The 12,581-nt window shown below is 54.6% G+C and carries 12 protein-coding genes; 3 read left to right on the top strand and 9 right to left on the bottom strand.

Features of this window, described 5'->3' with window-relative positions:
- Nucleotides 1–112 precede the first annotated feature (112 nt).
- The 9 genes from recC to rppH all read right to left on the bottom strand — a co-directional run bounded on the left by recC (nucleotide 113) and on the right by rppH (nucleotide 10,051).
- On the bottom strand, nucleotides 113–3,481 hold the full coding sequence (gene recC, locus A8O29_RS04820; RefSeq protein ID WP_125354924.1) for an exodeoxyribonuclease V subunit gamma: 3,369 nt from the start codon (nucleotides 3,479–3,481) through the stop codon (nucleotides 113–115).
- Nucleotides 3,482–3,510: 29 nt separating this feature from the next.
- Nucleotides 3,511–3,831 carry a prepilin-type N-terminal cleavage/methylation domain-containing protein gene (locus A8O29_RS04815; protein WP_125354923.1) on the bottom strand — a complete coding sequence of 107 codons (321 nt, stop codon included), beginning with the start codon at nucleotides 3,829–3,831 and terminating at the stop codon, nucleotides 3,511–3,513.
- Nucleotides 3,816–4,223 (bottom strand): DUF2509 family protein, encoded by a 408-nt coding sequence (locus A8O29_RS04810; protein ID WP_125354922.1) that lies wholly within the window; start codon nucleotides 4,221–4,223, stop codon nucleotides 3,816–3,818. The genes A8O29_RS04815 and A8O29_RS04810 overlap by 16 nt, the downstream gene beginning before the upstream one ends.
- Nucleotides 4,220–4,777, bottom strand: coding sequence for a prepilin peptidase-dependent protein (locus A8O29_RS04805; protein ID WP_125354921.1), 558 nt, complete (start codon nucleotides 4,775–4,777; stop codon nucleotides 4,220–4,222). The genes A8O29_RS04810 and A8O29_RS04805 overlap by 4 nt, the downstream gene beginning before the upstream one ends.
- The gene (locus tag A8O29_RS04800) at nucleotides 4,768–5,238 is read right to left on the bottom strand and encodes a prepilin peptidase-dependent protein (RefSeq protein ID WP_125354920.1); all 471 of its coding nucleotides are present in this window, start codon (nucleotides 5,236–5,238) and stop codon (nucleotides 4,768–4,770) included. The genes A8O29_RS04805 and A8O29_RS04800 overlap by 10 nt, the downstream gene beginning before the upstream one ends.
- 163 nt (nucleotides 5,239–5,401) lie before the next feature.
- The gene (gene thyA / locus A8O29_RS04795; protein ID WP_110511455.1) at nucleotides 5,402–6,196 is read right to left on the bottom strand and encodes a thymidylate synthase; all 795 of its coding nucleotides are present in this window, start codon (nucleotides 6,194–6,196) and stop codon (nucleotides 5,402–5,404) included.
- Between the two features lie 6 nt (nucleotides 6,197–6,202).
- Nucleotides 6,203–7,078: a prolipoprotein diacylglyceryl transferase gene (gene lgt / locus A8O29_RS04790; protein WP_110511456.1), complete on the bottom strand. Its 876-nt coding sequence runs from the start codon at nucleotides 7,076–7,078 to the stop codon at nucleotides 6,203–6,205.
- 180 nt (nucleotides 7,079–7,258) lie between these two features.
- Nucleotides 7,259–9,505 carry a phosphoenolpyruvate--protein phosphotransferase gene (ptsP, locus tag A8O29_RS04785; protein ID WP_125354919.1) on the bottom strand — a complete coding sequence of 749 codons (2,247 nt, stop codon included), beginning with the start codon at nucleotides 9,503–9,505 and terminating at the stop codon, nucleotides 7,259–7,261.
- 12 nt (nucleotides 9,506–9,517) lie between these two features.
- A complete protein-coding gene (rppH, locus tag A8O29_RS04780; RefSeq protein WP_110511458.1) occupies nucleotides 9,518–10,051 on the bottom strand; it encodes an RNA pyrophosphohydrolase in 534 nt (177 codons plus the stop codon).
- A gap of 684 nt (nucleotides 10,052–10,735) precedes the next feature.
- Here rppH and mutH point away from each other — a divergent pair.
- From mutH to A8O29_RS04765, 3 genes are all read left to right on the top strand, one after another.
- Nucleotides 10,736–11,422, top strand: a complete 687-nt coding sequence (mutH, locus tag A8O29_RS04775; RefSeq protein WP_125354918.1) for a DNA mismatch repair endonuclease MutH — start codon at nucleotides 10,736–10,738, stop codon at nucleotides 11,420–11,422.
- Between the two features lie 68 nt (nucleotides 11,423–11,490).
- The gene (locus A8O29_RS04770) at nucleotides 11,491–12,201 is read left to right on the top strand and encodes a TerC family protein (RefSeq protein WP_125354917.1); all 711 of its coding nucleotides are present in this window, start codon (nucleotides 11,491–11,493) and stop codon (nucleotides 12,199–12,201) included.
- A 127-nt stretch (nucleotides 12,202–12,328) separates the two neighbouring features.
- Nucleotides 12,329–12,547 carry a YgdI/YgdR family lipoprotein gene (locus A8O29_RS04765; RefSeq protein WP_125354929.1) on the top strand — a complete coding sequence of 73 codons (219 nt, stop codon included), beginning with the start codon at nucleotides 12,329–12,331 and terminating at the stop codon, nucleotides 12,545–12,547.
- Nucleotides 12,548–12,581: the final 34 nt, after the last annotated feature.

The raw sequence follows: 12,581 nt of genomic DNA, 5'->3' as shown, positions 1-12,581 counted from the left end.
ATTAACAAACTTCTGTGCTGCTCTGAATGGCAGCCTCACTTGTAAACATCAGTCCGTGACAAGTTGCGCATGATAATGGAATCCCGATACCTGCGCAATTTTTATACAGCGGCTATGACTGATGGAAACGAAAAACAGGCTGCAGGTAACGCTCTGCCTGCGCGAGAATCGCTTCAACGCTTTCAGGTTCAAGGGTTCGCCACAGGCGCTGGTACCAGACATCGGCCCCTTCGCCGCGAATCACCATACTGCCTTCCCAGGCTTGCATGAACTTACTGCGCGCTTTCTGTTGTGTTGCTTCATCCCATAAAATGACATTATTTTCGCTGTCATAACAGGCTTTCAGCCATGCCCCCCCACTTTCAGGGAGGAACAGCAGTGGCTGAGACAATCCTTCACGGTAACCTGCCACCAGCTCCGATAAATATGTCATAGCCTCCTGCGCGGCCAGCGGTGGGAAACGCCACTCGCCTTCTTTACGTAGTAACAGACGGCTTTCACCTTCTCCGCCACTGGCGCAATAGACAAGATGCTCCAGCCAAAGTTGCATCCCTTGCGAGACGTTCTGCAATGACGGACGCCAACGCAGCAGGCCGTCCGACTGTACCTGTGGTAGCCAGCCAGTGATATTGACCCCGTCACAGTGCAGATCAATTTCCAGACTTTTCCCGGGCTTTCTTTGGGTGCTAACCCTGTCGGCCAGGGCCTGCATCTCTTGGCACTGGTCGTCCCAGGCAATTTCGCCAAAGGCTCCGTACGGCAGTTCGCCCCCGGCACGAAAACGGCGGAACATCAGGCTAGCGTCCTGCTCTTCCACCAGCGTATTCACCAGTTGCTGATTCAGCTGATAACGTGACAGACCTTCGAGAGTGAACGGCTCCGTTTCAGGAATTTCGTTCTCTTCAATGCGGAAATTCACCTGCAGGCGCATCTGGAAAAACGCCCTGACAGGGTGCAGCCAGAAACGCTGCAGCTGTTCGAAAGGCAGCGTCTCAATCACTACTGGCGGTAGAGGCTGGATAAATTCACTGTGCGCCTCGCCTTCCAGGCTCGCCGCTTTGAGCCATTCGCGGGCGTAACTTTGCGTCTCGCCCGGCATGAAATTGACGGCATCAAACGGCATACGGCTGTGCTGATGGAGAATATGCGTTTTCACCCGCTGTTCGCTTTCATCACAGTTGAGCATTTCGTCGCCCTGCAGACAGTGGCTCTGACCGATGTAATCGACCAGCTCCTGCACCAACACTGACGGGTAGCGCTCGCTGTTATCCTGGATAGACCGGCCGATGTAGCTGATATACAGCTTTTGCTCGGCTGACATCAGCGCTTCCAGGAACAGATAGCGGTCGTCGTCCCGGCGACTACGATCGCCGCGCACTGGCTTCTGACTCATCAAATCAAAGCCCAGCGGTGCCAGCGCACGTGGATAAATGCCGTCGTTCATTCCCAGCAGGCAGACCACTTTGAATGGAATAGAACGCATTGGCATCAGGGTGCAGATGTTCACTGGACCTGCGAGGAAACGCTGGCTGATGCGCTCCTGATCAAGGCGCTGCGCCAGCTCGTCACGTAGCAGCGACAGCGGCACAGTTTCACCGTAGTGGGATTCCAGTCCCTGCTCGATAATGCCTTGCCATTGCTGTTCAATCAGTGCCAGCGCCGCTTCGGTATCTGGATCCGGCAGGAAGAAGTCGTTGAGCATTTCACGGCAGACAGGCAGCCAGTCGGAGAGCACCCGCTCTTCCGTCAGGCGCAGTCGCCACTGGTTCAGTTTCATCAGCAACGACGCCAGATGGCCGACCAGCTCGGCGATTAATCCACTGGATTCATCGTATGGCAAAATTGACTGCCATTCGCCCTGATTGCTTTCCATGGCGTAGCCAAGCAGCATGCGCGTCAGGCCAAAGCGCCAGGTGTGCTGGCCCGTTGGCGGCAGATCCCATTCGCGAACATTATCGTCGTCCATGCCCCAGCGAACGCCGGACTCGTTAACCCACAGTCTCAGATAACGCAGCCCCTCTTCATCGATATTAAAGCGAGCCGCCAGGACCGGGACATCCAGCAGGGCGAGAACATCTTCACTGACGAACCGGCTGTCTGGCAGCGAGAGCAGTGTAATAAACGCCTGTAGTGCCGGATGGGATTGGCGCGCCCGACGGTCAGAGATTGCCCACGGCACATAGCGATCGCCGCTGGCGCTGCCGAACACGGCCTGAATAAACGGGCTGTAGCTGTCAATATCAGAGACCATCACGATGATGTCGCGCGGGGACAACTCTTTATTCTCTTCCAGCATCGCCAGTAGGCGATCGTGCAGCACTTCCACTTCGCGCTGCGGGCTGTGACAGACGTGAATACTCAGGCTGCGATCGTCAGGATCCAGCGTGCGTTTGCTGTCGCTGCGGGCAAATTCTTCCGCAGTGCGCCCGGCGACCGCGCTGTTTTGTAGTTCCAGAATGTCGTATTGCAGATTGTGCAGCAGGTTATCCGGCTCAATATCGACGAAGGCATCCAGTTCCTGATAGCGTTCGAGCCCGGCCAGCAGGTAGATGTAATCCCGACCGAGCTTGCCCCATGAAGCCAGCATCGGGTTACCGATATCCTGTTCGCCATCGGCATTAAACAACGCAGGAGCCTGTTGGCTGTCTCGGAATAAGGGAAGTTCACGCTGTTCACGATGATGCCGACGCTGACGCGCCAAAAGCTTCGCCAGAAACGCCGGATCTTTAATGTCGCCCCAGTAATAACGACAGGGGTTGGTGAACAGCACATAAACGTCAACATGCTTACCCAGCGCCTGAAGTGCCTGCAGATAGACCGGCGGCAGGGCTGAAATCCCGCAGATAAACACCCGGGACGGTAAACCCGCCGGAGGCTGTTCGCTGTTTTCCAGCGCGGTAATGAAGCGTTGGTACAGATTGGCACGATGCCAGAGAGGCTGCCCCAACGCGGCGGTGTGTTCCACCAGTGCTTTCCACAGCGGTGCCTGCCAAAGCTGCGCCTCATCAATGCCGTCAATGCGCTCGTCGGCTTCCCAGCGGGTTAGCCATTCCGGGCGGTAAACCAGATACTGGTCATAGAGATCGGCTACGCGAGAAGCCAGCTGGAACAGCTTACGTTTGTCGCTATCGTCTGACAGATACTGGCGCAACGGCGTGAACGCTTCCTGCTCAAGCATTCCGGGCAGCAGTGTCATCAACTTCCAGCTCATGCTTTGTTTATTAAAGGCACTTTGCTCGGGGATTTCCGGCAATACGCGAACAAACATGTCCCAGATAAAGCTGGCGGGAAGCGGAAAATCAATGTTGGCCGCGATGCCGAAACGCTTTGACAGCGTCATCTGCAGCCATTGGGCCATACCAGTACTTTGCACCAGCACCATTTCAGGTTCGAAGGGGTCGTTAAGCCGGTCCTGCTCAACAATAAACTCCATCAATGCTTCCAGCACATCCAGACGGTTGGAGTGGTAGACCCGTAACATATTCGCTCCTGACGCTCGCGGTTAAGCCATTAACTTTGTGGACAATGAAGGCGAGACATTTGCCCCTGCCTCCCCACGGGGGTGGTGATCATGACCTTGATGCTGACACATCTTTGGCGGCTTGTCTGCACACGGTTAAGCTGCCAGCCTTGGGGCATCGCGGCGGTATGGAGCTGGCTGTGGTTCCATCCTTCGCGCCAAAGTTGTTGATACAAACTCAACTGCGCACCACCGATTGCAAGCTGGCTGTGTAAACCTGATAGCGCCGTAACCACCATCATCATCAACACCACACTCAGCAGCACTTCGGGCAGGCTAAAACCCTGCTGTCGATTCAAGGATGCTGGCATTGTGAGGCCTCTTTGCGCGGACAAAAATCACTCCAGCCGTTGCGGTCTACGTGCAGGGAATTGTCGTTAACTGAAGCCGTTTGCCACCGGGTTTGGTCCCTACAATTGGCAATCAACAACGCGGTACCATCAGCGAAGAACCGTAAGCATACTCGCCCGGCGAAACCAGGCAGGGTCTGGCATTGCAAGACCGGCGACAGCGGCCAGGCAAACACGCGCCCCCACTCAAGCAACGATTCCGCATCCATGCTGTCCTGAATTGCCTGTTTTTCCAGGCTTGCCTGCGACAACCGGGCCTGATGCTGAATGCTGATCCCCTGCAGCATCAGGCTACCGAGCACGAGCATCAGCAACACCAGCATGAGTGATGACATCCCTTTTTGCCGGTTCATAAATTGTGTCCTGTTACGGTATGGCTGGCGCTCACCTGAACGGTCGGGCGGCCCTTCAGATGTGCTAAAAGGGTCACCTCAAACTCAGGCGAAAAGCCGCTGATATTATGTCTCTGAACCTTAAATCCATCGACGACAAGGAAATCGGGGTCGGTCATTTTCTCCCACCCTTTCGCGTTGCATTCTGTTGCGCCGCGCAGCGTTTCCAGAGCGCCATCATTGAGCCTGAAACCTGTTACGTCAGAATTTGCCGCAGGGGTTTCCTCCCAGACGCCGTTGAGATTGCTGTCCCAACGAACCCGCAGGCAGTGGTTTTCAATGAGCACAGCTTCACCACTACAGGCTCCCCGGCAAAATCCAGCCCGTTGCAGATGGCTGGAAACGGCAAATAGCCGCTGCCAGATTTCCTCTTCAAGCACCTGCTGCTGGGTCTGCCGGAGAGTGGCCATTTGTAACGCGGGTAAAAAGCGCGCCGTCGCAAGCAACAGGGTGCTGCCAATCGCCATGGCAATCAGGACTTCAATTAACGAAAACCCCTGCTGATTTACTGGCATGATTTGTCGCTTCCTCCCTGACACAGACGTACGCGTCCCCAGCCGGAGACAATCAAACTCCAGCTTCCTGTGCTGCTTTTAAGCGTGATATGCCCGGGCCAGGCGGTGCTTCGCAAACCGTAGAAACCCAGGTTGGGCGTGATCTCGCTGAGTACCACTTCCGGCCACCGAGGGCGTAAAACGAAAATGCTTTGCGCTGTGCAGCCGGATGTCTCTTCACTCAAGGCACTCAGACACCAACCTTGCTCCGCGCGCTCGACACGAAGCAGACGATCGCGATGATGCCAGTTAGCATCGTTACGCAGCATGACCAGATAGTCTCTTACCTGCCCAGCGGTTTGCCATAGACGCTGCTGTTGTTGCCAGCGCTGCCAGCCATACAGCCCTCCGCTGCTGAGAATAATCACCAGCGAGATAGCAACCAGCATTTCAATAAGGGTGTAACCCTGTTCTCGTTTCATGGCCGCAATATGCAGTGAGAGGTTAATCAACGCGAATGGGGATTCCGCGTTTTACGGGCACGATTCAGAGGGAATTTATCGGGTTGCAGCGGGTTACAGGAAAACAGGAAGGGTGCTTCAGAAAATGAAAACCGGCCGCGTGGGCCGGTTGATTTCAGGTGATTTAAATCGCCACAGGGGCTTTAATACCGGGGTGCGGATCGTAGCCTTCAATCTCGAAATCATCGAATTGATAATCGAAGATGGACGCCGGTTTACGTTTGATAACCAGCTTCGGCAGTGCACGAGTCTCACGGCTCAGCTGCAGATGCGTCTGGTCCATGTGATTGCTGTACAGGTGCGTGTCGCCCCCGGTCCAGACGAAGTCACCGACTTCGAGGTCACATTGCTGGGCCACCATATGCACCAACAGCGCGTAGCTGGCGATGTTAAATGGCAGGCCGAGGAACACATCGCAAGAACGCTGATACAGCTGGCAGGAGAGCTTGCCATCTGCCACGTAGAACTGGAAGAACGCGTGGCACGGCGCCAGCGCCATTTTGTCCAGCTCGCCGACGTTCCAGGCTGACACAATGATGCGACGCGAATCGGGGTCATTTTTCAGCTGTTCGATGACGGTGGTGATTTGGTCAATATGGCGACCGTCTGGCGTTGGCCATGCGCGCCATTGCTTACCGTACACCGGGCCCAGGTTGCCCTGATCGTCAGCCCATTCATCCCAGATGGAGACATTGTTTTCATGCAGATACGCAACGTTAGTGTCACCTTTCAGGAACCACAACAGCTCATGGATGATGGAGCGTAAATGACAGCGCTTGGTCGTGACCAGCGGGAAACCATCCTGCAGGTTGAAGCGCATCTGGTGGCCGAAAATTGATAGCGTGCCGGTACCGGTACGGTCATTTTTTGGGGTGCCCTCATCGAGCACCTTCTGCATCAGTTCAAGATACTGTTTCATGCTTCCTCAGGAGACTTGTTGCTGTGGACGATGACGATACGCCCAAACCATCATGATGATACCTGCCAGAACCATCGGAATGGAGAGGATCTGCCCCATGCTGATGTACTGCACCCACTCACCGGTGAACTGTGCATCCGGCTGGCGGAAGAATTCGACGATGATGCGGAACAGACCGTAGCCAATCAGGAACAGGCCTGAAACAGAGCCCGTCGGGCGCGGCTTGCGGATAAACAGGTTGAGGATGATAAACAGCACCACGCCTTCCAGCGCCAGTTCGTAAAGCTGCGACGCATGACGCGGCAGCACGCCGTACTGATCGAACAGAGACTGCCATTCAGGATGCGACGGCAGTAACGCCAGGTCTTCCGCACGGGAGCCCGGGAACAGCATGGTGTAATGGAAGGAAGGGTCAACGCGGCCCCACAGTTCGCCGTTGATGAAGTTGCCCAGACGACCAGCGCCGAGACCAAACGGGATCAGTGGTGCAATAAAGTCAGCAACCTGGAAGAAGGTGCGCTTCGTGCGTTTGGCAAAGACAATCATGACGACGATAACGCCAATCAGGCCGCCGTGGAACGACATGCCGCCATCCCAGACGCGGAACAGATACAGCGGATCGCTGAGGAACACCGGCATGTTGTAGAACAGGACATAGCCGATACGCCCACCGAGGAATACCCCGAGGAATCCGGCGTACAGCAGGTTTTCGACTTCGTTCTTCGTCCAACCGCTGCCCGGTCGGTTCGCCCTGCGAGACGCCAACCACATAGCAAAAATAAAGCCGACGAGATACATCAGTCCGTACCAGTGAAGTGCAACCGGTCCAATGGAAAAAATCACCGGATCAAACTCCGGGAAATGCAGATAACCACTATTCATCTGTCACCACAAGTGCTTGTTATTCCGCCGAAAGTGGTCAGCGGTAGAGACGTGCAGCCTGAAGACTGCCCCAAAGGTGCGAATGATAGCACAAGGCAGTCGGCTGGGAGGCGCTTAAAGATGTAAAAGATATGTATAAACACCGGTCCAGCAGGCAGAGGCGCCGCCGGAAACTGACGCTTATCTGCCGCCGCGAATCAGGCCGCCAAGGCCCCGGCGTTCCATAAATGCCGCCACCTGATGGCGTACTTCGGTCGCAAGTTGCGCATCCAGGCTACGCTGAGCCAGGTTTTTCGCATCTTCAAGCTCGATGTGGCGCAGCAGGTATTTCACGCGAGCCACTGAACGTCCGTTCATCGACAAATGGCGGAAACCCAGGCCAATCAGGATAGTCACGCACATCGGGTCGCCTGCCATTTCACCGCATACGCGCAGATCGATGTCGAGGCGCTCGGCGTCCTGAGCAATCATCGACAGTGCGCGAAGCAGCGCCGGGTGCAGGCTATCGTACATGTTGGCTACGCGGGTGTTGTTTCTGTCGACGGCCAATAAATATTGCGTCAGATCGTTGGTACCAACGGAGATGAAATCAACCCGGCGAGTCAGATGCGGCAGCATGAATACCATCGAGGGCACTTCCAGCATCACACCGATCCGCGGTTTCGGGATCTCGTAGCCGATCATCTCTTCCACTTCGCGCCCGGCACGCTCAATCAGGCGTTTGGCCTCATCGACTTCATCAATACTGGTGATCATCGGCAGCAAAATACTGAGGTTACCCGTTGCAGCGTTGGCACGCAGCATCGCGCGAACCTGAACCAGGAAAATCTCTGGCTGATCGAGCGTGATGCGGATCCCGCGCCAGCCGAGGCAAGGATTTTCTTCGCTGATGGGCATGTACGGCAGCTGTTTGTCGGCCCCGACGTCCAGCGTTCGCAGGGTCACCGGTTTGTCGTTGAACATTTGCAGCATGCCCTGATACTGGGATACCTGCTCTTCTTCCGACGGGAAACCGCTTTGCAGCATAAACGGGATTTCAGTGCGATAAAGCCCGATGCCGTCGATGCGGCTGCCGAGCTTTTCTTCGTGCTCTGGGCTTAAACCGGCATTCAGCATGACCTTCACGCGTTCGCCGCTTTTCAGCTGCGCCGGACGATCAACGTCATCTTCCGCGATTCGGCTGAGCTCGTTTTCTTCGGTGACCAGCCGTTGGTATTCCTGCAGGAGAACCGGCTCGGGATCGACCAGCAACTCTCCGCGGTAGCCATCGACCACCAGCATACGACCATGCAGCACCGAAGGCTGAATGTCGGCGCCCATCACCGTCGGGATACCCAGCGCCCGCACCATAATGGCGGCGTGAGAGTTCGCCGCGCCGTCGCGCACCACGACGCCCATCAGTCTGTCCTGCGGCACTTCGGCAAGCGTGGTCGCCGAGAGCTCATCCGCCACCAGCACGAAGCGTTCCGGCCAGGCGTTCGGGCCCTGCACGGAGTCATCGAGATGGAAAAGCAGACGTTGGCCCAGTGCGCGGAGATCGCCCGCACGCTCTTTAAGATAGCCATCACTCAGGGCCGCGAACTGGGCAGCAAATTTCTCAATGATGGTTTTGACCGCCCACTCTGCCACCGAGCCTTTGTCCACTTCAGCGAACAGCTCTTTGCGCAGACGAGCGTCTGATAACAGGTGAGAATAGAGATCAAAGATAGCCGCGGTTTCTTTCTGGGCCCCGGCAGCAAAACGCTTGCTGTAACGACGAAATTCACCGGCCGCCTCTTCAAGCGCACCGGTCAGACGCTCGCGCTCAAGTGCGGTATCCAGCGTTGAGGCTTCGTACACTTGCTCCATCAACGGCAGCGTGGAATCCATCCAGCCCTGGGCAATCGCTACCCCGGATGCAGCCGCCAGTGCGCGAATACGCGTTTGACGGTACTGACCAAACAGCGCCGTGAGCTGAGACTGAGAGAGGATCGCCGCCATTTGAGTGGCGAGCGTAACGAGGAAGGATTCTTCACTTTCGTCGAACTGACGCAGTTCGCGCTGCTGAACTACCAGCACGCCAAGCAGTTGGCGGCGCTGAATGATCGGCACGCCAAGAAACGCGCGGTACTTTTCCTCTTTTACGGAAGGGATGTATTTGAAGCTCGGGTGCTTTTGCGCATCCGCGAGGTTAATGGGCTCCGCGAGGCGTCCCACCAGGCCAACGACACCTTCATCAAAAGCGAGTGTAATAGTCCGGCCGCGGGGCTTTTTCAGCCCGCGCGTGGCCATCAGGTAATAGCAGCGCCTGTCGTGGTCAGCGAGGTAAACCGAACACACTTCGGTTTCCATTGCCTGACAGATATCTGTTACCAGAATATCGAGCGCCTCGTTCACACGGGGCGCACTGGCCACTTTCTCGACTATTTCTCGCAACCGGGTGAGCATAATGTGCGTGGCTTAACCTCTTTTACGTCGATAAGCAGGGGCGGTGTTCTGCGGTTTCGGGGTACTTTCCGTCAGCGCCAGCACAACGCCTGCAAACTCCTTCATCACCCGACGGTAGACATCGCGTTTAAACGACACCACCTGACGCACCGGGTACCAGTAACTTACCCAGCGCCAACCATCGAATTCCGGGGTACTGCTGGTTTGCATGTTGATATCGGCATCGTTGCCTATCAACTGCAGGAGAAACCACTTTTGTTTCTGGCCGATACAAACCGGCTTTGTGTCCCAACGCACCAAACGTTTCGGTAACTTGTAACGCAACCAGTTCCGGGTAGAGGCCAGGATCCGCACATCTTTACGGCTTAGCCCAACTTCTTCAAACAATTCCCGATACATCGCCTGCTCAGCGGACTCGCCCGGGTTGATCCCTCCTTGAGGGAACTGCCAGGAGTGTTGGCCATAACGCCTGGCCCACATTACCTGGCCCTGGCGATTGCAGATTACAATTCCAACATTTGGGCGGTAGCCATCGTCATCAATCACCGGACTACCTCTAAAAACAATTTTCAATGTGAATGATTGTTTCACACTCGCCGGAAACGGTAAACCACTCTCTTGCGGCGATAACACCGGATAACAATTGAATAACTCACAGCTATCATCAAAGTTATAAACAGATAGGACCGTCACGGGACCATTTTATTCACTTTTTCTGTGGATAGAGTTGTGAAGAAGTCGCGAGTTACCATGGGAAAACCTTGATTCGTCCTAAAAACGTGATTTTTCCACATAAAAATAAAATGATGTTATTCATCTAGTTAAATTGGTTCCTTTTCATTAAATATGCCATAACGTGACGATCGTCACACAGGCGATCCTTGCACTGATGAAAGATCGAACAACGTCGTTTTTATCCACAGATTGTGCCACTAACTTAAACACTTTTTGTGTGAAAATTGGATTTTCATCGCACGTCAAGCCTGTAAATGGAAACAGTAGTGAGGGTTTTCCCCAGTTATCCCACTTTTCTGTGGATAACAGGGTGTAAGATCCTGTTCATTGTCAGTGACAAGAAGGGGAAAACCTTTTGCAGCGCAAAAAATGTTGGCTTTTTTTAATAAAAAAACGCTATTAAATCATCATATTGGCGTAGTTATTCAGAAAAGGGTAAACTCTTTCCACAACGGGGATAAACCCCGCTCACTTTTCAACCAAAGGCGTGCCGTTATGTCCCCCTTGTCTCCTCTGCGTCATTCCCCTCAATCTGAAGCCCAGCTTTTAGCTCAGGCGCAGCAGTTGGCGGGTTATTCGCTGGGTGAATTGGCGGCGATGGCAAACCTGCCCATTCCCCCCGATTTAAAGCGGGATAAAGGCTGGATTGGCGTGCTGCTGGAGATTTGGCTGGGGGCCAGCGCGGGCAGTAAACCCGAGCAGGATTTTGCCGCGCTGGGCGTCGAGCTGAAAACGATCCCCGTTGACCGCAATGGCCGCCCGCTGGAAACCACGTTTGTCTGCGTCGCCCCGTTGACCGGCAACAGCGGCGTCACCTGGGAAACCAGCCATGTCCGGCATAAACTCAAGCGCGTGTTGTGGATCCCGGTCGAAGGTGAACGCGCTATCCCGCTGGCGGAGCGTCACGTCGGCACCCCGCTGCTGTGGAGCCCGAGCGCAGAAGAAGAACATCAGCTGCGCATGGATTGGGAAGAGTTGATGGATTTGATTGTGCTTGGCCAAGTGGAACGCATTACCGCTCGCCACGGCGAGGTGCTGCAACTCCGTCCGAAAGCCGCCAACAGTAAAGCCCTGACCGAAGCCGTCGGCACTCACGGCGAACCTATCCTGACCCTCCCCCGCGGTTTTTATCTGAAGAAGAACTTCACCGCCGCCCTGCTGGCCCAGCATTTTCTGCTCTGACATGATTCGTTTGGGGTAAGGCCGTCCGTGGCTTATAATTGCGCTTTTCGTTTTTGGCAGGATTTACAATGTTTGCATGGGTAACTGATCCTAACGCGTGGATGGCGCTTGGGACACTGACGATCATGGAGATCGTTCTGGGCATCGATAATATTATTTTTCTCTCTCTGGTGGTGGCGAAACTCCCGACGGCTCAGCGTAATCACGCTCGCCGAATCGGTCTGTTTGCGGCGATGATGATGCGACTTGGGCTGCTGGCGTCAATCGCCTGGGTCGTCAGGCTGACCAATCCGCTGTTTACGCTTTTCGACCACTCCTTTTCAGCCCGCGACCTGATTTTACTGGCGGGCGGTCTGTTCCTTATCTGGAAAGCCAGCAAAGAGATCCACGAATCGATTGAAGGTGAAGAGGAAGGGCTGAAAACCAACGTCCACTCCTTCTTCGGCGCGATCGTTCAAATCATGCTGCTCGATATTATTTTCAGCCTCGATTCGGTGATTACGGCGGTCGGTCTGTCCGATCATCTGTTCATTATGATGGCCGCGGTGGTGATTGCCGTCGGCGTGATGATGTTTGCTGCGCGTCCGATTGGCGAATTTGTCGACAGGCATCCATCGGTCAAGATGCTGGCGCTGGCATTCCTTATCCTGGTCGGCTTTACATTAATGCTGGAAAGTTTTTCTATTCATGTGCCGAAGGGTTATATCTATTTCGCGATGTTTTTCTCCATTGCCGTGGAAACCCTCAATTTGCTGCGAAATAAAAAAAATCCGCTTTAAATTCAAAGGCAGCCCTCAAAATGAGGGCTGCACCGCAATCTTTTTAAGATTTTACTGCTTTTTACTTACTCCTTACCGGGTTATATCTAGAATGATATGAGTTGCGGTCATATAAGGGGTAATAATGATGAAAAAATGGGCAGTTTTGATTTCTGCGGTGGGACTGGCATTTGCCGTTTCCGGTTGCAGCAGTGACTACGTGATGGCAACGAAAGATGGCCGAATGATTCTGACGGATGGAAAACCAGAAGTTGATGACGACACCGGCCTTATCAGTTACGACGATCAGCAGGGTAACAGCATGCAGATCAACCGTGACGATGTTTCCCAAATCATTAAGCGCTAAAAGAAAACAGGTCAGCTCGTCTGGCCTTTTTTGA

The organism is Scandinavium goeteborgense (assembly GCF_003935895.2).
GTDB classification, from domain to species: domain Bacteria; phylum Pseudomonadota; class Gammaproteobacteria; order Enterobacterales; family Enterobacteriaceae; genus Scandinavium; species Scandinavium goeteborgense.
This window is presented reverse-complemented; position numbering and strand designations above follow the sequence as displayed.

What these genes read in the sequence shown, in the direction of transcription:
- recC (WP_125354924.1), bottom strand. Translation starts at nt 3,481, where the DNA reads ATGTTACGGGTCTACCACTCCAACCGTCTGGATGTGCTGGAAGCATTG.
- A8O29_RS04815 (WP_125354923.1), bottom strand. Translation starts at nt 3,831, where the DNA reads ATGCCAGCATCCTTGAATCGACAGCAGGGTTTTAGCCTGCCCGAAGTG.
- A8O29_RS04810 (WP_125354922.1), bottom strand. Translation starts at nt 4,223, where the DNA reads ATGAACCGGCAAAAAGGGATGTCATCACTCATGCTGGTGTTGCTGATG.
- A8O29_RS04805 (WP_125354921.1), bottom strand. Translation starts at nt 4,777, where the DNA reads ATGCCAGTAAATCAGCAGGGGTTTTCGTTAATTGAAGTCCTGATTGCC.
- A8O29_RS04800 (WP_125354920.1), bottom strand. Translation starts at nt 5,238, where the DNA reads ATGAAACGAGAACAGGGTTACACCCTTATTGAAATGCTGGTTGCTATC.
- thyA (WP_110511455.1), bottom strand. Translation starts at nt 6,196, where the DNA reads ATGAAACAGTATCTTGAACTGATGCAGAAGGTGCTCGATGAGGGCACC.
- lgt (WP_110511456.1), bottom strand. Translation starts at nt 7,078, where the DNA reads ATGAATAGTGGTTATCTGCATTTCCCGGAGTTTGATCCGGTGATTTTT.
- ptsP (WP_125354919.1), bottom strand. Translation starts at nt 9,505, where the DNA reads ATGCTCACCCGGTTGCGAGAAATAGTCGAGAAAGTGGCCAGTGCGCCC.
- mutH (WP_125354918.1), top strand. Translation starts at nt 10,736, where the DNA reads ATGTCCCCCTTGTCTCCTCTGCGTCATTCCCCTCAATCTGAAGCCCAG.
- A8O29_RS04770 (WP_125354917.1), top strand. Translation starts at nt 11,491, where the DNA reads ATGTTTGCATGGGTAACTGATCCTAACGCGTGGATGGCGCTTGGGACA.
- A8O29_RS04765 (WP_125354929.1), top strand. Translation starts at nt 12,329, where the DNA reads ATGAAAAAATGGGCAGTTTTGATTTCTGCGGTGGGACTGGCATTTGCC.